This window comes from Burkholderia sp. SCN-KJ (assembly GCF_024656005.1).
Classification (GTDB): Bacteria; Pseudomonadota; Gammaproteobacteria; order Burkholderiales; family Burkholderiaceae; genus Burkholderia.
The window spans coordinates 1-24,369 of sequence record NZ_JANKOG010000043.1 but is presented as its reverse complement, the minus strand read 5'-3'; the positions used below and the strand labels follow the sequence as shown (position 1 = coordinate 24,369).

At 59.4% G+C, this 24,369-nt stretch carries 20 protein-coding genes and 2 pseudogenes; 15 read left to right on the top strand and 7 right to left on the bottom strand.

Going from position 1 to position 24,369, the window contains the following annotated elements:
• Window positions 1-54 precede the first annotated feature (54 nt).
• Window positions 55-486 (top strand): annotated as a pseudogene (locus NQV17_RS38235) (transposase); the annotation flags it as partial.
• A gap of 219 nt (window positions 487-705) precedes the next feature.
• Here NQV17_RS38235 and NQV17_RS35715 read toward each other — a convergent pair.
• The 3 genes from NQV17_RS35715 to NQV17_RS35705 all read right to left on the bottom strand — a co-directional run bounded on the left by NQV17_RS35715 (window position 706) and on the right by NQV17_RS35705 (window position 3,806).
• Window positions 706-2,436 carry an AMP-binding protein gene (locus tag NQV17_RS35715; protein WP_124664742.1) on the bottom strand — a complete coding sequence of 577 codons (1,731 nt, stop codon included), beginning with the start codon at window positions 2,434-2,436 and terminating at the stop codon, window positions 706-708.
• 47 nt (window positions 2,437-2,483) lie between these two features.
• The gene (locus tag NQV17_RS35710; protein ID WP_257775855.1) at window positions 2,484-2,678 is read right to left on the bottom strand and encodes a hypothetical protein; all 195 of its coding nucleotides are present in this window, start codon (window positions 2,676-2,678) and stop codon (window positions 2,484-2,486) included.
• A 114-nt stretch (window positions 2,679-2,792) separates the two neighbouring features.
• Complete coding sequence (locus NQV17_RS35705) at window positions 2,793-3,806, bottom strand: AraC family transcriptional regulator (RefSeq protein WP_257775854.1); 1,014 nt, start codon at window positions 3,804-3,806, stop codon at window positions 2,793-2,795.
• Between the two features lie 110 nt (window positions 3,807-3,916).
• Between NQV17_RS35705 and NQV17_RS35700 the strand changes: the two are divergent.
• The 5 genes and pseudogenes from NQV17_RS35700 to NQV17_RS35680 form a co-directional block, all read left to right on the top strand.
• Window positions 3,917-4,693, top strand: a pseudogene (locus NQV17_RS35700) (carboxyl transferase domain-containing protein); the annotation flags it as partial.
• 233 nt (window positions 4,694-4,926) lie between these two features.
• Window positions 4,927-5,832 (top strand): hydroxymethylglutaryl-CoA lyase, encoded by a 906-nt coding sequence (locus NQV17_RS35695; protein WP_257775853.1) that lies wholly within the window; start codon window positions 4,927-4,929, stop codon window positions 5,830-5,832.
• Window positions 5,829-6,506: a glutathione S-transferase family protein gene (locus NQV17_RS35690; protein ID WP_124664739.1), complete on the top strand. Its 678-nt coding sequence runs from the start codon at window positions 5,829-5,831 to the stop codon at window positions 6,504-6,506. The genes NQV17_RS35695 and NQV17_RS35690 overlap by 4 nt, the downstream gene beginning before the upstream one ends.
• Before the next feature lie 11 nt (window positions 6,507-6,517).
• Window positions 6,518-6,796, top strand: coding sequence for a hypothetical protein (locus NQV17_RS35685; protein WP_257775852.1), 279 nt, complete (start codon window positions 6,518-6,520; stop codon window positions 6,794-6,796).
• Window positions 6,797-7,044: 248 nt separating this feature from the next.
• A complete protein-coding gene (locus NQV17_RS35680) occupies window positions 7,045-8,613 on the top strand; it encodes a tannase/feruloyl esterase family alpha/beta hydrolase (RefSeq protein WP_257775851.1) in 1,569 nt (522 codons plus the stop codon).
• A gap of 94 nt (window positions 8,614-8,707) precedes the next feature.
• On the opposite strand, the gene NQV17_RS35675 is transcribed toward NQV17_RS35680, so the two are convergent.
• Complete coding sequence (locus NQV17_RS35675) at window positions 8,708-9,508, bottom strand: Crp/Fnr family transcriptional regulator (RefSeq protein WP_257775850.1); 801 nt, start codon at window positions 9,506-9,508, stop codon at window positions 8,708-8,710.
• A gap of 349 nt (window positions 9,509-9,857) precedes the next feature.
• Between NQV17_RS35675 and NQV17_RS35670 the strand changes: the two genes are divergently transcribed.
• Window positions 9,858-10,502, top strand: a complete 645-nt coding sequence (locus NQV17_RS35670) for a TetR/AcrR family transcriptional regulator (RefSeq protein ID WP_124664753.1) — start codon at window positions 9,858-9,860, stop codon at window positions 10,500-10,502.
• Window positions 10,503-10,679: 177 nt separating this feature from the next.
• Here NQV17_RS35670 and NQV17_RS35665 read toward each other — a convergent pair whose 3' ends face one another.
• Window positions 10,680-12,047, bottom strand: coding sequence for an aromatic acid/H+ symport family MFS transporter (locus tag NQV17_RS35665; protein ID WP_257775849.1), 1,368 nt, complete (start codon window positions 12,045-12,047; stop codon window positions 10,680-10,682).
• 62 nt (window positions 12,048-12,109) lie between these two features.
• Window positions 12,110-12,832, bottom strand: coding sequence for a nitroreductase (locus tag NQV17_RS35660; RefSeq protein ID WP_257775848.1), 723 nt, complete (start codon window positions 12,830-12,832; stop codon window positions 12,110-12,112).
• Between the two features lie 242 nt (window positions 12,833-13,074).
• Between NQV17_RS35660 and NQV17_RS35655 the strand changes: the two genes are divergently transcribed.
• The 3 genes from NQV17_RS35655 to NQV17_RS35645 all read left to right on the top strand — a co-directional run bounded on the left by NQV17_RS35655 (window position 13,075) and on the right by NQV17_RS35645 (window position 17,051).
• Window positions 13,075-14,730, top strand: coding sequence for an AMP-binding protein (locus NQV17_RS35655; protein ID WP_257775847.1), 1,656 nt, complete (start codon window positions 13,075-13,077; stop codon window positions 14,728-14,730).
• A gap of 109 nt (window positions 14,731-14,839) precedes the next feature.
• Window positions 14,840-15,271, top strand: coding sequence for a MaoC/PaaZ C-terminal domain-containing protein (locus tag NQV17_RS35650; RefSeq protein WP_257775846.1), 432 nt, complete (start codon window positions 14,840-14,842; stop codon window positions 15,269-15,271).
• A 175-nt stretch (window positions 15,272-15,446) separates the two neighbouring features.
• Window positions 15,447-17,051 carry a tannase/feruloyl esterase family alpha/beta hydrolase gene (locus NQV17_RS35645; protein ID WP_257775845.1) on the top strand — a complete coding sequence of 535 codons (1,605 nt, stop codon included), beginning with the start codon at window positions 15,447-15,449 and terminating at the stop codon, window positions 17,049-17,051.
• Window positions 17,052-17,334: 283 nt separating this feature from the next.
• On the opposite strand, the gene NQV17_RS35640 is transcribed toward NQV17_RS35645, so the two are convergent.
• Window positions 17,335-18,258 (bottom strand): LysR family transcriptional regulator, encoded by a 924-nt coding sequence (locus NQV17_RS35640; protein ID WP_257775844.1) that lies wholly within the window; start codon window positions 18,256-18,258, stop codon window positions 17,335-17,337.
• Window positions 18,259-18,430: 172 nt separating this feature from the next.
• On the opposite strand from NQV17_RS35640, the gene NQV17_RS35635 reads away from it, so the two are divergent.
• The 5 genes from NQV17_RS35635 (at window position 18,431) to NQV17_RS35615 (ending at window position 24,208) form a co-directional block, all read left to right on the top strand.
• Entirely contained in the window at window positions 18,431-19,936 is a 1,506-nt protein-coding gene (locus NQV17_RS35635) for a CoA-acylating methylmalonate-semialdehyde dehydrogenase (protein ID WP_257775843.1), read from the top strand.
• A gap of 105 nt (window positions 19,937-20,041) precedes the next feature.
• The gene (locus tag NQV17_RS35630) at window positions 20,042-21,025 is read left to right on the top strand and encodes a zinc-binding dehydrogenase (RefSeq protein WP_257775842.1); all 984 of its coding nucleotides are present in this window, start codon (window positions 20,042-20,044) and stop codon (window positions 21,023-21,025) included.
• Window positions 21,026-21,071: 46 nt separating this feature from the next.
• On the top strand, window positions 21,072-21,953 hold the full coding sequence (mmsB, locus tag NQV17_RS35625; RefSeq protein ID WP_257775841.1) for a 3-hydroxyisobutyrate dehydrogenase: 882 nt from the start codon (window positions 21,072-21,074) through the stop codon (window positions 21,951-21,953).
• A gap of 47 nt (window positions 21,954-22,000) precedes the next feature.
• Window positions 22,001-23,233 (top strand): ABC transporter substrate-binding protein, encoded by a 1,233-nt coding sequence (locus NQV17_RS35620; RefSeq protein WP_257775840.1) that lies wholly within the window; start codon window positions 22,001-22,003, stop codon window positions 23,231-23,233.
• A gap of 204 nt (window positions 23,234-23,437) precedes the next feature.
• Window positions 23,438-24,208 (top strand): ABC transporter ATP-binding protein, encoded by a 771-nt coding sequence (locus NQV17_RS35615; RefSeq protein WP_374692798.1) that lies wholly within the window; start codon window positions 23,438-23,440, stop codon window positions 24,206-24,208.
• The last annotated feature ends 161 nt before the right edge of the window (window positions 24,209-24,369 follow it).

The window sequence follows — 24,369 nt, the reverse complement described above, 5'->3', positions numbered from 1 at the left end:
CATCAAGTTCAATTCGACGATCGTGCCGTCCTATGTGCGCAAGTCGCCGCGCGTGTCAACGACGGTTATCGCGAATCGAAGAAGTCTTGGAAAGAGCTGCTGCTCGACCTGAAGAAACGAACTCTGCAAGCACCGCCGCTGCTTACTGTCGGCGACAGCGCGATGGGGATGTGGGCGACGCTTGAAGAGGTGTATCCGCGGACACGGCACTAGCGCTGCTGGTTCCACAAGATTGGCAGCACGTGCGGACCACGAATCCGATTGAATCGATGGTCGCGACGGTGCGCCATCTCACGAGCCGCAAGCGCAACTGTCTGTCGCGCTCCATCTTCCTCGCGATGGTCGTTCAAGCTGATCGAAGCGGTCGAGCTGACCCGGAGGAAGATTCGCGGCGTCGGCAAGATCGAACCGCTTCTGAAGGGCATTCCTTTCAATGACGACACTCCGGTGATCGAAAGCACACCGGCTCCTCAAGCGCTGGCTGCCCGACCCGCATACACCAGTCTTGACAATTGCTCGAAGATTCTCGCCGAAAGTCATCACGCAACAAACGCGGTGCCCTAAGAGGTGAAACGATGTCTCTGAATCGCACATATCATAAGTGAGCTGCTGGCGCCTTTCATCTGTCGCATTCCAATCCATTTCATATGGAAGTCCTTGCAGATGAAGCACCAGCCACTCTTATTTTTTCCTGCGTTTTTTCTCTCACGCCGTCTTCAGGGCCTTCAGCTTCAACTCCTCGATCATGCGCTCGCGCATGACAAACTTCTGCACCTTGCCCGTGACGGTCATTGGCATCTCGTCGACGAAGCGGATATAGCGCGGCACTTTGTAGTGCGCGATCTGCTCACGGCAGTATTGTCGCACCTCGTCTTCGCTCAACTGCTCGCTCGGGCGCACGACGATCCACGCGCACACCTCCTCGCCGTACTTCTCGTCGGGCACGCCGAAGACCTGGACACTCTGAATCTTTGGATGTCGAAACAACAGCTCCTCGATCTCGCGCGGATAAACGTTCTCGCCGCCGCGGATCAGCATGTCCTTCAGCCGACCGACGATGTTGCAATAGCCATCGACGTCGAACGTCGCCAGATCGCCCGTGTGCATCCAGCCGTCGACGAGCGCCTCGCGTGTGCGCGGCTCGTCATCCCAGTAGCCGAGCATCACCGCATAGCCCTTAGTGCAGAGCTCTCCCGTCTGCCCCACGGGCACGATCGCGCCGGCGGGGTCCACGATCTTCGCCGCGAGATGCGGCCGGATCCGGCCGACAGTGCTCGTACGTTTCTCGAGCGGGTCGGTCGTGGCGCTCTGGAACGAGACGGGGCTCGTCTCCGTCATGCCGTAGGCAATCGTGATCTCCGACAAATGCATGCGGGCGACGACGCGCTTCATCGTCTCGATCGGGCACGGGGAGCCAGCCATGATCCCGGTGCGCAGCGACGTCAGATCGAATTTCTCGAAATCGGGATGATCGAGCTCGGCGATGAACATCGTCGGCACGCCGTGCAGCGCCGTGCAGCGCTCCTCGGCGACGGCCGCAAGCACCACGCCGGGCTCGAACGCCTCGCCGGGGAACACCATCTTCGCACCCGTCGAGACGCAGGCGAGCACCCCCAACACCATGCCGAAGCAGTGATAGAGCGGAACGGGGATGCAGAGCGCGTCGTTTTCCATGAAGCGCATTGCCCTCGCGATATAGCGGGCGTTGTTGACGACGTTGTAGTGCGTCAGCGTGGCCCCTTTCGGATTACCTGTCGTGCCACTCGTGAACTGGATGTTGATCGGATCGCGAGGCGCGAGCGCGGCTCCGAGCGCATCGAGCGCCGCTTTGTCGAGCCTCTTGCGTCCCATTTCGACGACCTCGGCGAACGAGAGCATGCCGGGAGTGGCGGCGTCTCCCATGCGGATCACGATCCTCAGATGCGGCAGGCGTGCTGCATGCAGATCGCCGGGTTCGGCCATGACAAGCTCGGGCGCGAGCGTGCCCAGCATCTCGAGATACATCGACGTCTTGAAGCGTTCGGCGGCGATGATCGCCTTGCAGCCCGACTTGTTCAGCGCATACTCGAGTTCCGCCAGCCGATAGGCGGGATTGACGTTGACGAGGATCGCGCCGATGCGGGCGGTCGCGAATTCCGTCAGCAGCCACTCCACGCGGTTCGGCGACCAGATCCCGACGCGATCGCCTTTCTCGATGCCGAGCGCGGCGAGGCCGGCCGCCAGCACGTCGACCTCGTCTGCGAATTCTCGCCAGGTCCAGCGAATCCCCTGCTCACGGAACACGACAGCCGGCCGCTGCGGAAAACGCCTCACGGTCTCGCTCAGAAACTGCCCGATCGTGACATCGGCAAGCGGGACGTCGGTCGAGCCGCGCACATGGGAAAGGCCATCTTTGGGCACGAGCAGTGCCTCGGTGCCGGGATGCTGTGTGGACATGCGGGAGTGTCTCCGAGATTGAGGATGGTTTGAAGTGCACAGGGCACTCACTGCTTCAGGTCTACTGGCGTGATGTACTTGTAGATATCGTCCTGGAAGCGCACCACCTCGCTGCCGGCCTTCCAGCGCGCCGCGTAGAAATCACCTACGTGCAGGCCCTCATGCGTGGTCTTGCTGACCATGTCACGCAGCATCTCGATGGACTCACCGAGTTCGAACGTGAGTCCGGGCAGTTGAATCATCGTGCGTCTCCTTCGCGGCATGGCTTTTTGCCTTCAGATTAGACGCCGTGTCGGCGACACGCAGTGCCAAGGTATTTGCAATTCGTGCCAGCCTTATGCGCGACCTTGCTTGCTCTATGCGCCCTTCATGGATTGCCTATACTCGCCTGGGCTCTGGCCGGTCCACCGCCGGAACGCGCGATTGAAACTCGCCTCGTTGCGAAATCCCGCAGCAGCAGCCACCTGTTTGAGCGACTTGTGCGATCGGGTCAAAAGTTGCTTGGCGACATCCCTTCGCACTTCATCCTTAATGTGTTGCAGGGAGGTGCCTTCTTCGGCCAAATGGCGATACAGACTTCGGGTCGACAAATTGAGTTCGAACGCCAATACATCAGCATTCGACAGCTCAAGGCTGCGTGTGCGCAGCAGGTCACGAAGGCGCTGCGATAGCAATCGGTCGCGCCGGTATTGCAGCACGATCAGCGGCAGGGGACGTAGCAGCATCTGGCGCAAGTCGTGGTCATCGCGACGTATGGGAAGCTTGAGGTATTCGGCATCGAAGCTGAACCCGGCGTGTGGTTCCAGAAAGCTCACCCGCCCGCGAAACATCAGGTCATAGGACTTGAAATATGCGGGTTCAGGGTAGGGAAATGTTGCGCTCGTCAGTGGAATGCGTGAGTCGATCAGCCAGCACGCAAAGCCGTGGATATTGCGCAAGGTGCTCACCAAACAAAACTCACGCTGAGGTCCCAAGTTCGCGCGTTCATAGACGTTCAAGTGTGCAACTCCACCTTCAACGCGAAGTTCGAGGCGGATGTCGTCAATTAGCATCGCGTAATGGCGACACCAGCGCGACAACGCCACTCGCAAGTTGGCTGACGGCAATGCGGCGCGACACAGCATGCCGTTAGTACCCCACGGCAGGCGTCGGGAGAACCAGCCGAGCGCCTCGTCATCCAGTTCTCGCATCGCGATATCTGTAAGCACCTCCAACTGATCGGCCGTCATGCATACGTCGGTTCGAGGCAGGCTTGATGGCTGTATTTGTGCGGCGCGCAAAGCGTTGCGGGGGTCTATTCCGTACCGTTCATAGGCACGAATGATTGACTGAGCGAACGCGATGGGTGTTGCTGCGATGGCGGGATTCATTACGATATTGTCCAATCCATTGGCAGGATTTGCAAATAACTTGGCGCGGCGTTGTTTGGAGGCTGTCTAAGCTACTGACACATCTGGACCAGTGATTGTTGAGGAGCGTCGTGCAAATCGTCCCATCCAAACTCAACCCCCGCTCGGCGGATTTCCAGGCCAACGCTGCGCACGTGCGAGGACTGGTAGAAGCGTCGAATGGCAAGGTCGAGCAGGTTTCTCAAGGCGGTGGCCAAGTGGCGCGGCAGAAGCATACCGCTCGTGGCAAGCTTCTCGCGCGTGAGCACGTGGAGCAACTGCTCGATCCAGGAACTCCGTTTCTGGAAATTGGGCAGTTGGCTGTGCTGGGCATGTACGACGACGAGGCTCCTTCGATTGGTGTCATCGCCGGCATTGGTGGCATCCAAGGTCGTCAATGTGTGATCGTCGCGAACAATGCCACTGTCAAGGGGGGCACACATTACCCGATGACCGTGAAGAAGCACTTCCGCGTGCAAGAGATCGTTAAGCAAAACCATCTACCGTGTATCTATCTCGTCGATCTTGGCGGCGGCTGCTTGCCGCCGCAAGAGGAGGTGTTTCCCGATCGGGATCATTTCGGGCGCATCTTTTACAACCGAGCCAACGTGTCCGCTAAGGGCATCCCCCCAGATATCGGTAGTGATGGGCTCGTGCACTGCAGGCGGCGCCTACGTGCCGGCGATGAGCGACGAAGCCGTGATCGTCAAGGGGCCGGGAACAATCTTCCTCGGTGGTCCACCGCTGGTGAAAGCAGCCACGGGTGAGGTCTCAGCGCGGAGGATGTGGGTGGCGGTGACGTGCATACGCGCATCTCCGGCGTTGCCGATCATCTGGCCGAGAACGACAGCCATACGCTGTTTCTCGCGCCGCATCGCGTTTGGCGGAGAGTCGCGTTCTCCGATGCCGGGGAGGGTGATCGCGTTGCTCGCCGAATTAGATTCCGCGGTAAACAAGGGGCAGCATCGCTGCTGGTGATGGAGGCCGTGAAGATGGAACACACTTTGGTGGCGCGCGCCCGCAGTGTCGTCAAGACTTTCCATTGCGCCGCTGGCGATCAGGTGGCTAATGGTGTCGAGTTGATCGAGTTCAAGGTCGTGTCATGACAACGGCAGTACGCATTGTTGAGGTCGGCCCGCGCGACGGGCTGCAAAACGAACCCGGTATCGTGTCTACCCGCACTAAGCTCGAGTTCATCGAGCGGCTGGCGGGGGCGGGCTTAAGGAACATCGAGGCTACAGCGTTTGTATCGCCAAAATGGGTACCGCAGATGGCGGACCATGCGGAGTTGTTGGCTGCCCTGCCCAAGCGTGAGGGCGTCAGCTACCCGGTCCTGACACCGAACCTGAAGGGTTTCGAGGCAGCAGTGGCTGCCGGTGCGACCGAAGTGTCCGTCTTCGCCGCAGCATCCGAGGGATTCTCGCGCAAGAACATCAACTCCTCGATCAAAGAATCCATCGAGCGTTTCGTTCCCATCGTTGAAGCGGCGCGCCGCCTCGGCGTGCGGGTGCGCGGCTACGTGTCGTGCGCGATCGCCTGTCCCTATGACGGGGTCATTGAGCCTGCCGCCGTGGCGGCAGTGGCCGCCGACCTGATCGCTCTTGGCTGCTACGAGGTGTCGATGGGCGACACGATCGGTGCCGGAACGCCTGCTTCCGTTCAGCGGATGTTGGAAGCCGTGGCCAATAGGGTGCCCGTATCTCGTCTGGCAGGCCATTACCACGACACATACGGCATGGCAATCGCCAACGTGTTGGCCTCGTGGCAGTTTGGGCTGCGCTGCTTCGATAGTTCGGTTGCCGGTCTGGGTGGCTGCCCGTACGCGAAGGGCGCCTCGGGCAATGTCGCCACCGAGGATGTCGCCTATCTGCTCCACAGTCTTGGAGCCGAAACGGGCGTTGACCTCGAACGGTTGGTGGACTGCTCGGCCTGGATCAGCGTCGCGTTGGGACGAACATCGCGTTCGCGCGTTGCGCGCGCCATTCTTGCAAAGCGAGTCACATCATGATCACTCTGTTCCATTGCATGAGCGCGCGGTCGTTCCGCCCGCTGTGGATTATGGAAGAACTCCTGCTGGACTACCAGTTGGTGATGCTGCCCTTTCCGCCGCGTGTTCATGCCCGAGCGTATCTCGACCTCAACCCACTGGGCACGATTCCGCTTCTGGTGGCCGGATCGACACGCATGACGGAGTCGGCAGCGATGTGCCAGTACTTGTGTGCGCGCAACGCGCCAACGCCGCTACAGGTCCTGCCATCTGAAGATGACTTTGGCGCTTACCTCAACTACCTGCACTTCGGCGAGGCGACGCTAACGTTTCCGCAGACGCTTGTGTTGCGCTATTCGCGCTTCGAGCCCTCGTCGCGCAGGCAACCGGGCGTCGCAGAGGACTACACCAAGTGGTTCCTAGCCAGGTTGCGCACACTCGAACCGCGACTGATCGAGCAGGAATACCTGTGTGCCGAGCGCTTTACCGCTGCCGACGTGTCTGTTGGTTACGCGCTGATGCTGGCGCAGTGCCTTGGCTTGGCCGAGCGGTTTACGCCGGCCGTGTCAGCGTACTGGGAGCGCTTGCAACAGCGCGACGGGTATCTGCGTGCCCTGCGGTCGCAGGAAGCCGCGGCAGTGGCACAGGGCGTATCGACAACGCCCGCGCCCAATACGCTTCCCGACGGACATTGACGGAGAAACCAGTGAATCAGACAGCTACGAATATGAAGGAGCGCGAAATCTATGTGGTGGGTGCGGCTCGTACCGCGATTGGTACCTTTGGCGGCTCGATTGCTGGCGTGCCCCCGAGCCAGCTTGCGGTGACCGTGGTTCGCGAGTTGCTTCGCCGCAGCGAAGTCGACCCGGCGCGGGTGGGCCGGATGGATATGGGCAACGTCATTCCGACCCAGGACACCTACATCGGGTGCGTCGTTGCTATCGAATCCGCCATCCCAGAGGAGAGTAATCGTGCGTACGCATGACAGACAGGCTCCGTGCTTGTTCCGTGCGCTACCAAATGAGCCAGCCGGTCCACGAAGTGGCCCCCAAACTCTTGTCGCACAACAACATTGTGTGCGACACATCGTGCCACTTTCTGTTAGGTGTTTTTCCAAAAATGGCGTACGTCACGTTTAAAAGTCACTCGTGAGATGCGGACGCCCGACGCAGACAGCATGTCCTTGCGTCCTCGACCGTGACGCGATGCCATTCCAATCAAGAGGAGACGAAGGTGAGAACGAAGCCAGGAAGTCCGGTGGTGGCGATCACGCTGGCCGCCATTGCGTCGATGGGGATATCGGGTTGTGGTGGAAGTGATGACGCGCCTGCGTCGCCGGTATTGCTGACCGCGCAACAGGCTTGCGACGTGGTGAAGGGAAAGTCAGCTGGTGGTGCGTCGGTAACCGATGCATTGATGGTGGCGGCGACAGGTGCGGATCCGGCTTACTGCAAGGTATCGGCGCTGATCTCGCCGCAACTCGCGATGCAGGTGCAACTGCCGGACAACTGGAACGGGAAACTGCTGTATGAAGGCGGCGGCGGTTACGATGGTTCGATCCAGAATTTCATGTGGAGCGGGCCGGAAGTCTTGAAAGCGGGATACGCGATCGTTCAAAGCAACGGTGGCCACATCGGTTCCTCTGTAACGGATGCCTCGTTCGCTGCAGATCCATTTTTGGCATCCCTGTTCGGGTCAGGTTCCGTTCCGACGGCTGCGGCCGCTGCGAAAGAGATGCTGCATCTAATCTATGGCAAAGCGCCAGACCAGTCTTACTACGAAGGGTGTTCCAATGGTGGGCGTGAGGGATTGATGGCGATCCAGCGAAATCCTGATCTTTTCGACGGCGTGATCGTCCGCGCACCGGCATACGATTGGCCGGCATTCATGGGCGCGTTCAATCGCAATGTGAAAGCGGTTTCCGCACCCGGAGCGGCGTTCACGCCTGGGAAGATTTCGCTGCTCGCGAAAGCGATTCGCGACAAATGTGATGCGGCAGACGGGATCGTGGACGGGGTGGTATCCAATCAATCCGCATGCTATTTCGACCCTTCTGTCCTTCGCTGCCCAAGCGGTACCGATGCCGGTGATTCATGCTTGTCGGACGCACAGATTGCGGCGGCGAACACCTGGACGAGCGCATCGAGTTTCGCCAACGGCACGTATACCTATCCGGGCTGGGCGCTGACGGGCAACGAAGACGACCCGGGCGGATGGTCGCGGTGGTTCACCGGCCCCACGGGCAACGGTAGCGGTGCGCTCCAGTTCCTGTTTCAGGATGCGACGGTGAAGTCGTATCTGACCCATGACGCGAACGCGAATTCCCTGGCGTACGACTGGAATTCGAACCCGGCGGCACTGTTCACGATGGCCGCGCTCAATAGCGCGACGAATGCTGACTTGAGCCCGTTCGTCAGCCATGGCGGGAAGCTGCTCCTGTGGCACGGCACTGCGGACATGGCGTTGAGTCACCGTGCGACAACGGCGTATTACCAGGAACTGCAACACACGATGGGGGCATCAGCCGTCGGCTCATTCGCTCGCTATTACCAGGCTCCAGGCGTTAACCATTGCTCGGGGGGCCCGGGTGCGGACTCGACAAACCTGGTGGCCGCCTTGGATCAGTGGGTGACGAAGGGCACGGCACCAGGGAACCTCGTTGCATCGAAGCTGAACACGGACGGCAGCGTGGCGTTCACGCGACCCTTGTGCCAGTATCCGCAGTACCCGCGCTACACCGGGCCCGCGAATGATGCAAGGGCCGCGACGCTCGAGGAGAACTATACGTGTACTTCGCCATGAACGTGTCGCGCCGGGCGCGTTAGGGAAACAAGGTCTTTATGGAGGAGATCATGACGGAGAAGGTAGTACCGAAACAACAATACACTCGGGAATTTCAATCCTCCGAATGTGCGAATTCCCTCAAGCCTTCGAGATCCAGAATATGCACCGCTCCGTATTCGGCGAGGATCAGGCCTGCATCGGTCAACGTGCGAAGCGCGCGATTGGCGTTCTGGCGGGAGAGCCCCGAAAGCCTGCCGATCTCTTCCTGCGAGAAGCCGAGCGTCGTCGTCGTGGCGGGATGCAACTGCCGGTTGAAAAGCTCGGTCAGGCAAAATGCCACACGAGCGGGCGCCTCCTGTATCCGCAAGTTCTGAACCAGACCGATGTAGTAGCCGCATCGGGCGTTGAGCTGGTCGATCACATAGCGGCTGAATGTATGACTGTTCTCCAGGAGCTGGAAAAACGTCGCACGCGGCATGAAGGCCAACCGGCTGTCCCGGACTGCGGTGACGGAGTAGGCGCGAGGTTCGTCCTTCAGGACGCTGCCTTCCCCGAACCACGAGCCCGCCGGGATGCCCGCGAACGTGACGACACGGCCTTTTTTCGATGCGGTATCGACTTTGACGATGCCTTCGATCACACCGAGCCAATGATCCACGGCGTCGCCCCGGTGGCAGGCGACCGCACCGGGGGTGTAGGACCTGTCGAAGCAATCGCGCTTGACCATTTCCTGTTGGCCGTCGGTCAGATTGGCGTACCACGAGCAGCGGGCGAGAAAGGCGTCGACGGTGACGGCGGCCGGCTTGCCGGAGTCGTCGTCGGTTTTTCGGATGCCGAGATCCTCACGGTCGTAAGGCCGTGCCATCTCCGCGGCCGGAGGCACCGCTTCCCGCTTTGCGTCGATGGTTTGCATGCCACAAAGTTGGTTCATCGTTCGGAACAGTAGCGTGCCGTTGCGCAAGGACGCCCGACGCCACGCATCACGTGGTGCATGGGCCGTTCGCAAGATCAGGATGTACCGGCCGGCCCGTTAAATAGAATTACAATTCGCTTAAGGGTGGGTTCCGGCATACTCACAGTCAAGGCGCGCGCGCTAGGTATTTGTACCGGCATATCACGAACCGGTACGTGATTTTCCGCATAGGCGTATCATTTGCAACGTACAGGGCGCCAACGGTCAGACGATTCAACGTTGACGATCGTGGGGTGCAGGGACGCACTGCAGGATGGCTGAGGGTGCTTCGGATGTGACGGTAAATGAAATGGAAATTCCAGTTAGTCCGGCGCGTGTTCGCGTTCGCCGCAGAGGGGCCGACAAGCATCCGTTGATCGTGAAGGCTGCGCGCGATCTGGTGGCCGAAGTGGGGTTTCGCGACGCGCAGATGTATGCGATCGCGGAAGCCGCCGGAATCGCGATCGGCACGCTGTACCGCTATTTCGCGTCGAAGACGGACCTGATGGTCGAGGTGGTCAGGACGACGGCACAGCGTGAAGTCGATGTTGTCGCCGGCATTGCCATGCGCGACGGCACGGCGGCGGAGCGTCTCGGTGCCGCCGTCTGGACGTTCGCCACCCGAGCGTTGCAGGGGCGGCGCCTCGCCTATTCGCTGGTCGCCGAACCCGTCGAGCCCGATGTCGAGGCAATGCGCTTGACCTTTCACAGAGCGCTGGCGAGGGTATTCAAGACGATCATCGAGCAGGGGATGGCGAACGGCGAGTTCCCGGCACAGGATGCGATGGCGTCGGCCGACTGTATCGTCGGGTGTCTGTTCGAGGGACTGGTCGTCCCGCTCACCGGCAGCGCTGCGCCCGACGCCGAGCAGGCCAGCGCCCACGTGACGGCGATCATCACGTTTTGTTTGCGTGGCGTGTCCGGCTCTCCAGTATTGCCGGTGACGGTTGCGTAATCTCGCATTGCCTGCACGGGCGGTGCGCGCGGGGGCGGCCGCCCGTGCTCGGCGCCCCGCGCGAACGCCGGCTTCTGCTGCCCGCTTGCAGCGTTCCGCGCCGCCGATCCTGCACCGTCGGCGCCTGAACGCGCGCTGCAAACTGCTTCGACCAGCCCCCGGCGGGAAATGAGCCGTCTAGCTGCTGGCGGACGATGTCGCATCGACGCGCGCGGGCGCCACGTCCACATCGTGCCGTGATACCGCGCTGCGGCGATGGTCGATCATCATGACCGCGAGGGTACCGAGCACGCCGGCAAGCGCGATCGCCAGGAAATTCTGTTCGAGGGGCAGGTGCATCGTGACCAGCAGGCCGATCAGCAAGGGGGCGGCAATCGCGCCGAGGCGTCCCACGCCGGACGCGAACCCGACGCCCGTCGACCGGATCACCGCAGGGTAGAACTCCCCGGCATACGCGTACGCCAGGAGTTGGGTGCCGAGCGTCGAGCCGCCGACCACGAACACGATCGGGAACAGCAGTTCGGCGGACCTGGTGTATCCCATCAGCGCCAGCGAGACGGCTCCGGTGGCGTAGAACGCCACCAGCACGTACTTGATGTTGTACTTGTCACCAAGCCAGCCTCCGCCGATCGCGCCTGCGACGGCGCCGACGTTGAAGACCAGTACGAAGGTCAATGCCGACCCCAGGCTGTAGCCCGACATTGCCATGAGTTTCGTCAGCCACGAGCTCAGCGCGTACACCATGAAGAGCCCCATGAAGAACGCGATCCAGATCATGACGGTGCTGAATCCGCGGCCATCGCGGAACAGGCTCGCCACGGGCGTGCTGCTCATCGTCTGCTGTGGCATGACGAAACGGTCGCCGGGTTGAAGCCGCACGTCCGGCGCGATCTTGCGGATCGTCGCTTCTAGCTTCGCGGCACGATTGTTACGCACCAGGAACGCGAGGGAATCGGGCATCGTCATCAGGATGAACGGGATGAGCAGCACCGGTGTCGCCGCGAGAAAGAAGACCGATTGCCAGCCATAGGATTCGATCATCTGCTTGCCCGTCAGCGCGACGAGAATCCCGCCGATCGAATAGCCGGCAAACACGATCGTGACGAGGCGTGCCCGGATGGCACGCGGTGCGAATTCGCCCATCTGCGCGGTGACGATCGGCAGGACGCCGCCGATTCCGAGGCCGGCCAGAAACCGCGTGATGCTGAAGGACACGGGATCATGCGTGAGGCCCGCCGCAGCGGTAAATGCGCTGAATAACCCGATGCACGCGCAGAGGGAAACCGGACGACCGATCTTGTCGGCCAGCGTTCCGAGATAAATGGCGCCGAACATCATGCCGAACAGTGCCGAACTCGCCATGAAGCCGGCCTTTGCCGCGTTGACGCCCATATCTTTCATGATCGACGGGAGCGCCGCGCCCACGACGGCGAGATCGTAGCCATCGAGAACCAGGATCAGGACACACCAGAACAGGATCAAGCCATGAAAGCGGGAGAATCTTGCACCGTGCACAACTTTCTGGACATCGATTTCGTGACGCATTGTCTCCTCCATTTCCTTGTGGATATTGGGTACTGCAAGCGACGACTGCTCTGCCGGCGGGCTCAGGTGGTGTGGTGGACGGTGAAAGAGGAAGACGGTGCCCTGTCGGATACCAAGGTGTTTTCAATACGGCTTTCGTCCGCGTAGCCCATGCTCATTCCGATCAGGAACATTTCGTCGGACCCGAGGGCCAGTTCCTCCTCGATGATCTTGTGATACTTCATGAAAGCGGCCTGCGGGCACGTGCTGATGCCGTAGGTGCGCGCGACGATCATGATGTTCTGCAGGAACATGCCGTAGTCGAGCAGGCTGCCCTGCTGCATCACGCGGTCGATGGTGAAGAACAACCCGACGGGTGCATCGAAGAATTGGTAGTTGCGCCCGTGCTGTTCGCGCATCCTCGGTTTGTCGTCCTTCCGGATGCCGAGCAACCCATATAGCTTCCATCCAAGCGCGCGCCGTCTGTCGATGTATGGAGACACCCACTCGTTCGGGTAGTAGTTCCACTCGTCGGCGTGCATGTCCGCCAGCGACGGATCTGCGTCGACTTTCGCGATCGCGTTGCATACGCGATCTCGAGCCGCGCCGGTGACGACGTGGACTTTCCACGGTTGAATGTTCACGCCGGTCGCGGCGTAGCGGGCCACGTCAAGAATTGCCGTGATGGTCGCGTCGGGCACTGGCGTCGGAAGATAGGCTCTAACGCTGCGTCGCGTCGCAATTGCCCATTCGACCGCCGACCTGATCGATGAGAGTTCCTCCGGGGGTGCTGCTACTCGTTCCATCTACGACCTCGCTATCCAATCGTGCGAATTGCACGTCCTCACGACGAGAGTAGCCATCTACGCCCGACACCAATGTCTTGCACAAGACAATCGGTGTATCGCGATGCTGAAATGAGCGAGGCGGGCGAAAATGTCTCGGGCACGACATTTCGAGCGCCGAACCCTCTCTAGACTGCTGTAGCAGATCAAGGACGGAATGCACTGCGGGACGCGCATTCATAAACCGATGAGGAGACGTGGAAATGAGCGAAAACATCTATGAAAAGGGGCTGGAGCGCACGCAGGCGAATCACGTGCCGCTCACACCGCTTCACTTTCTTGACCGATGCGCGGACCAGTATCCCGATCACATTGCCATCATTCATGGAGAGTCGACGCAATCGTGGCGAGAGACGAGGGCGCGATGCCGCCGTCTTGCCAGCGCACTGGTCAGGCGCGGTGTCCAGCGTGGGGACACGGTATCCATCCTCGCGCCGAACACGCCGGCAATGATCGAGGCGCATCACGGCGTCCCGCTGTCCGGGGCTGTTCTAAACGCGATCAACTGCCGGCTCGATGCAGACGGCGTTCGGTTCATCTTGCGTCATGGCGAATGCAAGATCCTGCTGGTGGACCGCGAGTTTTCTTCGTTGGCGGCAAGCGCGCTTGAACAGCTCGAGAACAAGCCACTGATCATTGATATTGCCGATATCGAGGCGACGTCGGGAGACCCGATCGGGGAAATCGAATACGAGGCGTTCCTGGCCGAAGGCGATCCGGAATTTCCCGGCGTCTGGCCGTCGGACGAGTGGGATGCAATCGCGCTGAACTACACATCGGGAACGACTTCCGACCCCAAGGGTGTGGTCCCGAGCCACCGCGGCACCTATCTGATGAGCATGCTTCAACTGACTGATTGGGGCATGCCGCGCCGCCCCGTCTACCTCTGGACACTTCCGTTGTTTCATGCGAACGGGTGGTGTTTCGCATGGGCGGTCACGGCGGCGGCGGGCACGCATGTTTGCCTGCGAAAGGTGACTGCCTCGAACATCTTCGAGGCCGTTCGGCAGCACCATGTCGACCACTTCTGCGCGGCGCCCATCGTGCTCGCATCGTTGGCCAGTTCGCCCGAATCGGAGCGCTTGCCGCTGCCGCATACGGTTCGTGTGCGAACGGCCGGTTCACCGCCACCGGCTGCCGTACTTAAGGCAGTGTCGGAGATGGGCTTCGAAGTGGAGCACGTCTACGGCATCACCGAAGCGTCGGGTACGCCCGTGAGTTGCTTCGTCGAGCCGGCCTGGAACGCACTGTCGTCGGAGGACAAGGCGCGTCTCATGGCGAGGCAGGGAAGTCGCGCGGCCGGCCTGGAAGGGCTGCGGGTCGTGGATGAGGGTAGCGGTGAGGCCGTGCCTTGGGACGGCACGACGCAAGGCGAACTGCTGATTCGCGGCAATGTCGTGATGAAGGGTTACCTCAAGAACGAGGCGGCTACTGCCGCTGCGTTCAGCGACGGCTGGTTTCATACGGGCGACGTCGCCGTGGTGCATCCGGATGGCTATATCCAGATCACCGACCGCTCGAAAGACGTCATCATCTCGGGTGGAGAGAACATTTCCTCGGTCGAGGTCGAAGATGTGCTGCATCGGCATCCCGCGGTTTTTATCGCGGCTGTAGTCGCTCAGCCCGATGCGAAATGGGGTGAATCGCCATGCGCCTTCATCGAGTTGAAGCCTGGCGCCGCGGCTCCTGACGAAGCTGAGATCATTCGCTTTTGCCGAGAACGGCTTGCCCATTACAAATGCCCGGTGCGCGTCGTCTACGGGGTACTGCCCAAGACCGGCACGGGAAAGATCCAGAAATTCCGGCTTCGGGAGCTGGTTGGAAGCCGGGAAGCGATTACGGCTTTGTCGGGCGTGTAGTCCACCATGGCGTGCGTCGCCGCCATGGGTTTCATCGAGGACTGCGGCTTCGTCCACCGGGCTCGCGGCGGACGTGTTTGAAACCAATGTTTGACTTCGATCCGCGCAGATGAGACTCGACACCTCGGCGATTGAAATCGGGTACCGGTTTTCACGCAACCATGTTTGTCGCGACAGTGAGGCTCGAGCCTTTGCGCTTGCGTGCGGAGACGACAACCCCGTACACCACGACGGGGCCTACGCGGCCGCTACACGCTTTGGGCGACCCATTGTCAGTGGGACCTATACCGTCGCATTGCTGATGGGACTCGCGGCGTCGCACTTCGCCCGAAAAGGAGAGGTGGTCGGTGTGCGCTTCCAGTTCGAATTGTTGCTGCCGGTCTTTCCGGACGAGCGGATCAATCTCGCATGGGAAGTTTCGGCCATTCGGCCCCACCGTAACGGGCGTTTGCTCGACCTCGACGGATCCATCATGAATGCGGCCGGGCAATCATGCGTGCGCGCGACAGGCGCGGTGCTTGTTTCGATCGCGGCCGCATGAGCTGGTCGGGCCGCAGTGACGCGCAACGCTCGTCGGACGACAACGCGGCGTGCGACGCATCGGCCCAGTCACTGTCAGGTGCTTTTCGCGAAAATGGCATACAGCGCGTCTGAATGTCACTTGCGAGACAATTGCGTATGCCCGACGCAGGCAGCATGCCCTGGCGTCCTCGACCGTGACGCGACTCCATTCCAATCAGGAGAAGATGAAGGTGGGAACGAAGCCAGGAAGTCCGATGGCGGCAATCATGCTGGCCGCCATTGCATTGGTGGGAGTATTGGGTTGCGGGGGAAGTGACGACGCGCGTGCGTCGCCGGTATCGCTGACAGCGCAACAGGCTTGCGACGCGGTTAAGGGAAAGTCCGCTGGCGGTGCGTCGGTAACCGATGCATCGATGGTGGCGGCGACAGGTACTAATCCGGCTTACTGCAAGGTATCGGCGCTGATCTCGCCGCAACTCGCGATGCAGGTGCAACTGCCCGACAACTGGAACGGGAAACTGCTGTATGAAGGCGGTGGCGGTTACGATGGTTCGATCCAGAATTTCCTGTGGAGCGGGCCGGAAGTCTTGAAAGCGGGATACGTGATCGTTCAAAGCAACGGTGGCCACATCGGTTCCTCTGTAACGGATGCCTCGTTCGCTACAGATCCATTTTTGGCATTCCTGTTCGGGTCAGGTTCCGTTCCGACGGCTGCGGCTGCTGCGAAAGAGATGCTGCATCTAATCTATGGCAAAGCGCCAGACCAGTCTTACTACGAAGGGTGTTCCAATGGTGGGCGTGAGGGATTGATGGCTATACAGCGAAATCCCGATCTCTTCGACGGTGTGGTCGTCCGCGCACCGGCATACGATTGGCCGGCATTCATGGGCGCGTTCAATCGCAATTCGAAGGCGGCCGCGGCACCTGGGGCAGCATTCACGACAGGAAAGATTTCCCTATTGGCGAAAGCGATTCGAGACAAATGTGATGCGGCAGACGGGATCGTGGACGGGGTGGTATCCAATCAATCCGCATGCAATTTCGACCCTTCTGTCCTTCGCTGCCCAAGCGGCACCGACGCCGGCGATTCATGCCTATCCGACGCGCAGATTGCCGCAGCGAACACCTGGACGAGTGCATCGAGTTTCGCGAACGGTACGTACACCTATCCAGGCTGGGCGCTGACAGGCAACGAAGACGATCCGGACGGATGGTCGCAGTGGTTTGCCGGCCCCACGGGCAACGGGAGCGGTTCGCTCCAGTTCCTGCTTCAGGACGCGACGGTGAAGTCGTATCTGATCCATGACGCGAACGCGAATTCCCTGACGTACGACTGGAATTCGAACCCGGCGGCACTATTCACGATGGCCGCGCTCAATAGCGCGACGAATGCCGACGTGAGCCCGTTCGTCAGCCGTGGCGGGAAGCTGCTCCTGTGGCACGGCACTGCGGACATGGCGTTGAGTCACCGTGCGACAACGGCGTATTACCAGAAACTGCAACACACGATGGGGGCATCAGCCGTCAGCTCATTCGCTCGCTATTACCAGGCTCCAGGCGTTAACCATTGCTCGGGGGGGCCGGGTGCGGACTCGACAAACCTGGTGGCCGCCTTGGATCAGTGGGTGACGAAGGGCACGGCACCAGGGAACCTCGTTGCATCAAAGTTGAATACGGACGGCAGCGTGGCGTTCACGCGACCCTTGTGCCAGTATCCGCAGTACCCGCGCTATATCGGGCCGGCCAATGGCGCAAAGGCTGCGACGCTGGCGGAGAACTATACGTGCACTTCGCCATGAGCGTGCCGCATTGGGGACGTTAGGTCCCGGCAAATCATGAGTCGAGCCGAGCGGCTCGACCTTGGTCCTGGATATCGATGCGCGATGTCGTGAACGCGATATCGATGACGTGCCGTTCTCAAAGCCCGCTTACATCGTACTCGGTCACAACAACTGGCTAAATCCCATGGGCATTGGGAATTGTGCGCTTGGGAGTAGTCGGGCTACCTGCCAATATTGAGGTTGAAGGCGTATACACCGGATACGCTGTTTCCGATCAGTGGAACACGGCTCCCGAGTCTCGTCACTCAACGGATACGCTCTGCGTCGTCCTCCCCATCAGGAAATCTTCATTGGCTTCCGCAACTTCCCGAATGTAGTCCCACAATGCCCTGACGCGGGCTAGTTCGCGTCGCTCCGGTGGCGCCACCAACCAGAAAGTGCGGGTGATGTTCACAGCATCGGGTAGCACTGGAATGATGTTGCCGATCACGCTCCCAAGAAAACACGGCAGCACCCCGATTCCTAGGCCGGCTTTTACGGCTTGTGCCTGGGCGATGACACTCGTGCTTCTCAGGCACGGCTTAAGTGCCGGGAGCCATTTTGGCAACGAGAACTGCTGCGGCGAGAAGATGAGGTCGTCGACATAGTCGATCCAACGGTGATCGACCAGATCATTGATTTTTCTGATAGACGGATGCTTGTCGAGATACTCAGGCGTTGCGTACGGCAACATGCGGTACTCGGACAGCTTGCATGTCACAAAGCTGTTGGCGCTCGGGCGGTCGATTGCAACCGATGCGTCGGCTTCGCGCTTTGATAGATTCAGCGTGCGAGGCAGCGGCAAGATGTCGACAGTGATGGCGGGGTGCCTCGTGCAAAAGTGCGTCAGGTGCGGGGTGAGGAAAAACGTGCCGAAACCCTCTGTCGCGCCCAGCCGGATTTCGCCGGTCAATGCGACGGTGTCGCTGAGCATGCTCGATTCCACCGCCGTGATCGTACTTTCAAGCTTCTCGACATGCTCGAGTAACCGATGGCCAGCACTTGTCAGGCGAAGCCCTTGAGAACTGCGGTCGAATAGCTTCGAGCCTGTGTCACGCTCCAGTCGCTGTATCCGTCTGGAGATTGTCGACTGACTCATTTTCAACGTGTGTGATGCCTCCAGGGCCGACTGAGACCGAGCCGCCGCCAAGAAGATTCGCAGGTTATCCCAATCGAAATGATTCATCTCATCCTCAGCGCTCTGCTATGCAAATTTGCATAGCTTAGTTCCATTTTATCTTATTTCAAATGCAGAAACGGTGAAATACCATGCTTGGTAACACATCGAAATCAGCGCCGAGTTCCCGCCGGACATTCGCGCGCAATGACACAAGATTCCTACCAGGAGGCAATCCATCGTGAGCAGTTACATCGAGCATTTCATCGCAGGCAAGCCCTATTCGGAACCGTCGGCCCGATCGGGCGCCGTCCACAATCCTTCGACGGGCGAGGAGATTGCCCGCTGTGAGTACGGCACGCGTTCAACCGTCGATCATGCGGTTGCGATCGCCGCGGAAGCCGGCCGCCGCTGGGGGCGCGCCTCGCATGCCGCACGTCAGGCAGTCATCTTCAAATTGCGCGATCTGATGATCGCCAACATGGATGTGCTGGCCGAGGCAATCGGGCGCGAGCACGGCAAAACGATTCTGGACGCAAAAGGGGAGCTGGGGCGCGCCATTGAAGGCATCGAATTCGCGTGCAATGCACCGCACGTGACCAAGGGCGAATACACCAACAACGTCGGCGGTGAAATCGAAGTGTTTTCTATGCGGCGACCAATCGGTGTGGTCGGCTGTATCACCCCGTTCAACTTTCCCATCATGGTGCCCGCGGTCATGATGACCATGGCTGTCGCCGTCGGTAACAGCATTGTCTGGAAACCCTCCGAAAAGGTTCCGAGTGCGGCACTCGAATTTGCTCGGATCTGGAAGGAAGCCGGCTTGCCCGATGGGATCTTCAATGTCGTACAGGGCGACAAGGAAGTAGTTGATGCGATTCTCGAACATCCCGGCATTGCCGGAATCAGCTTTGTCGGATCGACTGCAGTCGGAGAGTACGTCTACCAGAAAGGGACGAATCATAACAAGCGCGTGGCCGCATTCACCGGCGGTAAGAATCACATGGTCGTCATGCCGGACGCAGACCTTGAAGCCGCCGCCAGCGCTTTCGTGTCCGCGGGATTCGGGTCGTCAAGTCAACGTTGCATGGCCGTGTCGTTGCTTCTGCCAGTTGGTGCAGAAACAGCTGAGCGCTTGCGCGAGATCGTGATTCCGAAAATTCGCGCGCTGAAAGTTGGCGCTTATGACGATCCGGGCGCTGATTTCGGTGCGGTTGTTTCCCGGGAGTCGAAGGTGTCGGTCGAGCACGCGATCGGCCGTTGTCTCGAAGAGGGCGGCGAGCTGGTGATCGATGGGCGTGGCTTTGCGGTACCAGGCCATCCGAATGGTTACTATCTCGGACCGACGCTATTTGATCGGATCACGACCGACATGCATCTGTATCGGGATGAAGTGTTCGGACCGGTGCGAGGCATCATGCGGCCTGCGACGTTCGACGAGGCGATCGACATTACAAATCAGCACGAGTATGGCAACGGATCGGTGATCTTCACGCGCGACGGGAAGTCGGCGCATCGCTTCATGATGGAAATCGAGTCCGGCATGATCGGCGTGAACGTGCCGGTGCCGCTGCCGTCCGCCTTCTTCAACTTCGGTGGCCTGCGTCGTTCGAAATTTGGAGAAGGCCACCTGTACGGTCCTGATGCGGCGCGTTTCTATACAAAATTCAAGACTGTATCTCAGCGCTGGCCGGAACCCGACGACGGAGCACTTCCGGTTTCATTGGCATTCAATCCGAGCGCCTGACGTCGTCTCCCCAATCTGTCGCTCCTATCTGCTACACGCCGCGCGCCGGCCCGGCGTTCCCGGCTTCAGGTACCGAAATTGACGTACAGCATCAAAGGAACATCAATGAAGGCAATTGTGATTGTTAGTCAGGAAGGGCAAACGCGCCCGACATTGGAGTATCAGACTGTGCCGGACCCGCAGGTCCAGCCGAATGAATTGCTAGTCGCGGTCAAGGCCGCTGGGATCAATCGGATCGACCTTCAGCGTTCGACGGCGCATGGCGGCCCGGCCGCCGGCAAACCGATGATTGCGGGTCTCGAAATGGCGGGCGATGTCGTCGCCGTCGGTAGCGAAGTCGGCGGATTCAAAGTTGGCGACAGGGTGATGGGCATGACGACCGGAGCCTATGCCGAACTTGCGACTATCGACTACCGATTTGCCACGCCGATTCCTACGTCATTTTCGTACGATCAGGCGGCAGCAGTCGCCACTGTTTATCCGACAGCCCACAATGCATTGGTGACGAACGGTCACTTCGGCGCGGACAAAAGTGTCCTGATTCAAGGCGTTGCATCGGCTGTTGGCATCGCGACCCTGCAAATCGCAAAAGCCCTCGGCGCGAAGCAGATCATTGGTACCGGCCGTCCGACCCGCAATGCGGACAATCTGATCGGACTCGGGCTCGACCGGTTTCTCGTGAACGGCATCGACGATGTTGTATCTGAAGTTGCGGCCCTGACGAATGGACAGGGTGTCGACGTCGTAGTCGACATGGTCGGCGGTCCCGCCATCTCGGACAATCTGGCCTCTGTCGCATTGGGCGGCTACATCGTGAATGTTGGCTGGGTCGGCGGCGCGACCGGCGAAATTGATCTTGACACGTTGGCCCGCAAGAGAGTGTCGTTGGTTGGTGTTTCGTTTCGCACAAGAACCGTCCAGCAGAAGTCTGAACTCTTTACGCAGTTTAGACGAGATGTCTATCCGCTATTCGAATCCGGCGCAGTCCTCCCGATCATTCAGACGACGTACCCACTGGCTGAGGCGTTGGAGGCACAGGATGCAATGGCGCGCGACGAGCACTTCGGCAAGATCCTGTTGCATCCTTGAAATTTATCGAGCGCATTCAGGTTAACTAAAGAAAATTGGAGACGTGATGGATATCGGGTTTATTGGCTTGGGGCACATGGGGCTTCCAATGTTGGGCAATTTGCTGGCAGCTGGCCACACGGTGCGTGCTTTCGACACGTCGTCCAGCGCCATCGCCCAAGCTGTTGACCGCGGCGCGTTGCCAGCTCGGTCCGTGGCAGAGCTGGCTGCATCCGTCGATGTAGTGGTTACGATGTTGCCGACTCCAGCTGTTGTGCGCGCCGTGATATGTGGTCCTGATGGTGTGCTTGCGCATGCAAGGCAGGGAGCATTTGTGATCGACTGTAGCACCAGTGATCCACAGACGGCCGCAGAGATCGAAGCGATGGGGGCCGCAAGCGGTAAGACTGTTGTCGATGCACCAGTATCAGGCGGTGTGCCAGGGGCCAAGGCGGCCACGCTGACGTTCATGGTGGGCGGATCGGACCTCGGTTTCGAGTCAGCCAGACCAATTCTTTCCGCTATGGGCAAGAATATTGTTCGTTGCGGTCCCGCTGGCAGCGGACAAGCCGCCAAGCTCTGCAACAATCTCCTGCTCGGAGTATCGACAATTGCCGTGTCCGAGTCGATGTGCCTCGGTGTTAGCCTCGGGCTCGCTCCCGATGTGCTTGCGCAGATCATCAACACGTCGTCAGGCCGGTGCTGGGTGTCCGAGGTCTACAACCCTTATCCCGGCGTCGTTGCAGATGCCCCGGCATCCAATGGCTTTTCCGGCGGCTTTGCTTGCGACTTGATGATCAAGGATCTCAGCCTTGCACTGGATTCCGCCCACAATTCCCGGCAACCGCTGCCCATGACCGCATTATCCAAGCAGTTCTTCCAGGTATTAAGTCATCAAGGTGGCGGCAGCAAGGATATTTCAGCGGTCGTGGGCTTGTTCAAAAAATAGAGCCGCGAAGAAGCGTCGAAGATACAAAATAAACACAGGAGACAGCGATGCACATCCATTTCAGAAAATCCGCCATTGCACTGGCTTTGGGTTTCGCCTGCGCTTTAGCGCTGGCGCAGCCACCGAAAATCTCGGACGATGTTGTAAAGATCGGCGTTCTGACGGACCTTTCGGGAAATTATTCCGAATTTGCGGGTCCGGGTGCAGTGACAGCAGTCAAGATGGCCGTAGAAGATTTCGGCGGCAAAGTTCTCGGAAAGCCGATTGAGGTGGTGATGGCAGACCATCTCAACAAGACCGACGTGGCACTCACAAAAGCGCGCGAATGGTTCGACATGCAGAAAGTGGATGCCATTGTTGACCTCACCAACTCGTCTGTCGCCATCGCCGTCAGCAAATTGGCCAAGGACAAGAATCGGATAGCCATTGTGGCTGGCGCGATGACGGAGAAGATAACGAATGAGGAATGCTCTCCTAACACTGTGCACTACGTTGCCGATTCCTATGCGTTTGCGAATGGCACTGGCAAGGCTGTCCTGGATCAAGGTGGAAACACATGGTTCATTCTCGCCGCTGATTATGCGTTCGGCACGCTGATGCTCGATCGGCTGACCGCGACGGTAGCAGCGAACGGAGGCAAGGTTCTGGGTGCGGCCAAGCATCCACTCGGCGCATCGGATTTTTCATCGTTCATGATGCAGGCGCAATCGTCGAACGCGAAGGTGATCGGACTGGCGAACGCCGGTGTTGACACAGTCAACGCGATGAAATCGGCGCAGGAGTTCGGTGTCACACGTGGAGGAAAACAGAGTGTCGTCGGTCTTGCAACGACTATCACTGACGTCCACGGCATGGGCCTAAATGTCGCACAGGGTCTTTTGCTGACGACGCCGTTCTACTGGGACCTGAATGATGAAACGCGTCAGTGGTCGAAGCGGTATTTCGCCAAGATGAAGAAAATGCCCAACATGGTGCAGGCTGGGGACTACTCGTCAGTCATGCATTACCTCAAAGCCATTGAGGTGGCCGGCACGGACAATGCCAAAGACGTAATGGCAAAGATGCGGGAAATGCCGATCAACGACTTCTTTGCGAAGAATGGCAAGATTCGCGAGGATGGGCGCATGGTGCACGACATGTATCTGGCCCAGGTCAAGACGCCAAGCGAGTCAAAGTATCCGTGGGATTACTACAAGATCAAGAAAGTCTTGCCAGCCAGCACGGTCACGATTCCGGTCGAACAGAGTAAGTGTCCTCTGCTCAAGAATGGACGCACGTAAGGCGAAAGGACGTAGTCGATGCGACCGATGATTGAGCTTGGATTCGATCACTGACTGAGCAGCGTTCGCATCGCGGCGTTTTGAAGTTACAAGGAGATTGGCTGCGAGCTGAGCATGCGCTCTCGGTCAAATTACTCATGTTGACGCATCGATGCGGTCGCTACGTTTTCGCTTGATGCGTTTCACTACCGGTTTGAGGTGACGATGACTGACGTCATCCTGGAGACGCGCGGCCTGACGAAGGAATTCGGAGGGTTTACTGCAGTGTCCGATGTCAATTTGCGTGTTCAGCGTGGCCATATTCACGCGTTGATCGGCCCAAATGGCGCTGGCAAAACAACCTGCTTCAATCTCTTGACGAAGTTCATGGCTCCTACGGCTGGGGCGATTCTTTTCAACCAACGCGATGTCACTGCGGAACGGCCGGCGCAGATTGCGCGGCAAGGCATCATCAGGTCGTTTCAGATTTCAGCCGTATTCCCACACCTCACCGTTCTCGAGAATGTGCGTATTGCACTTCAGCGATCGCTCGGCACCTCCTTTCATTTCTGGAAAGGGGAGCGCACATTGTCGCGACTAAATGACAGGGCAATGGATCTGTTGACCCAGGTCGATCTTGCTTGTTTTGCGGATACCACGACCGTCGATCTTCCCTACGGCAGAAAGCGCGCACTGGAGATTGCGACCACACTTGGTATGGAGCCCGAGTTGATGCTGCTCGACGAGCCGACACAGGGGATGGGACACGAAGACGTTTCTCGTGTCACGGAGCTCATCAAGCGTGTTGCGTCGCGGCGCACGATCTTGATGGTGGAGCACAACATGGGCGTGGTGGCCGGTATCTGCGATCGCATTTCTGTATTGCAACGCGGGTCGATCTTGGCCGAAGGAACATATGCGGAGGTATCCGCGATACCTGAAGTCATGGAAGCCTATATGGGTACGGCTGACGGAACGCTTGAAGGTGTTCTGTGACGCCCAGCAGCGGCGTGTCTAGTTCACCATGGGGAAAGACATATGGAAAAAGCGCTTGAAATTGCGGACCTGAACGCTTGGTACGGGGAGTCTCATATTCTCCACGGCTTAGAAGCTGTTGCGAAATTAAATTCCTGGCCTGTTAACTTTTCTGATTTGGT

Bases quoted from the DNA above. Each gene is read 5' to 3' on its own strand.
- NQV17_RS35715 (WP_124664742.1), bottom strand. From the start codon at position 2,436: ATGTCCACACAGCATCCCGGCACCGAGGCACTGCTCGTGCCCAAAGAT.
- NQV17_RS35710 (WP_257775855.1), bottom strand. From the start codon at position 2,678: ATGATTCAACTGCCCGGACTCACGTTCGAACTCGGTGAGTCCATCGAG.
- NQV17_RS35705 (WP_257775854.1), bottom strand. From the start codon at position 3,806: ATGAATCCCGCCATCGCAGCAACACCCATCGCGTTCGCTCAGTCAATC.
- NQV17_RS35695 (WP_257775853.1), top strand. From the start codon at position 4,927: ATGACAACGGCAGTACGCATTGTTGAGGTCGGCCCGCGCGACGGGCTG.
- NQV17_RS35690 (WP_124664739.1), top strand. From the start codon at position 5,829: ATGATCACTCTGTTCCATTGCATGAGCGCGCGGTCGTTCCGCCCGCTG.
- NQV17_RS35675 (WP_257775850.1), bottom strand. From the start codon at position 9,508: ATGCAAACCATCGACGCAAAGCGGGAAGCGGTGCCTCCGGCCGCGGAG.
- NQV17_RS35670 (WP_124664753.1), top strand. From the start codon at position 9,858: ATGGAAATTCCAGTTAGTCCGGCGCGTGTTCGCGTTCGCCGCAGAGGG.
- NQV17_RS35665 (WP_257775849.1), bottom strand. From the start codon at position 12,047: ATGCGTCACGAAATCGATGTCCAGAAAGTTGTGCACGGTGCAAGATTC.
- NQV17_RS35660 (WP_257775848.1), bottom strand. From the start codon at position 12,832: ATGGAACGAGTAGCAGCACCCCCGGAGGAACTCTCATCGATCAGGTCG.
- NQV17_RS35655 (WP_257775847.1), top strand. From the start codon at position 13,075: ATGAGCGAAAACATCTATGAAAAGGGGCTGGAGCGCACGCAGGCGAAT.
- NQV17_RS35650 (WP_257775846.1), top strand. From the start codon at position 14,840: ATGAGACTCGACACCTCGGCGATTGAAATCGGGTACCGGTTTTCACGC.
- NQV17_RS35640 (WP_257775844.1), bottom strand. From the start codon at position 18,258: ATGAATCATTTCGATTGGGATAACCTGCGAATCTTCTTGGCGGCGGCT.
- NQV17_RS35630 (WP_257775842.1), top strand. From the start codon at position 20,042: ATGAAGGCAATTGTGATTGTTAGTCAGGAAGGGCAAACGCGCCCGACA.
- mmsB (WP_257775841.1), top strand. From the start codon at position 21,072: ATGGATATCGGGTTTATTGGCTTGGGGCACATGGGGCTTCCAATGTTG.
- NQV17_RS35620 (WP_257775840.1), top strand. From the start codon at position 22,001: ATGCACATCCATTTCAGAAAATCCGCCATTGCACTGGCTTTGGGTTTC.
- NQV17_RS35615 (WP_374692798.1), top strand. From the start codon at position 23,438: ATGACTGACGTCATCCTGGAGACGCGCGGCCTGACGAAGGAATTCGGA.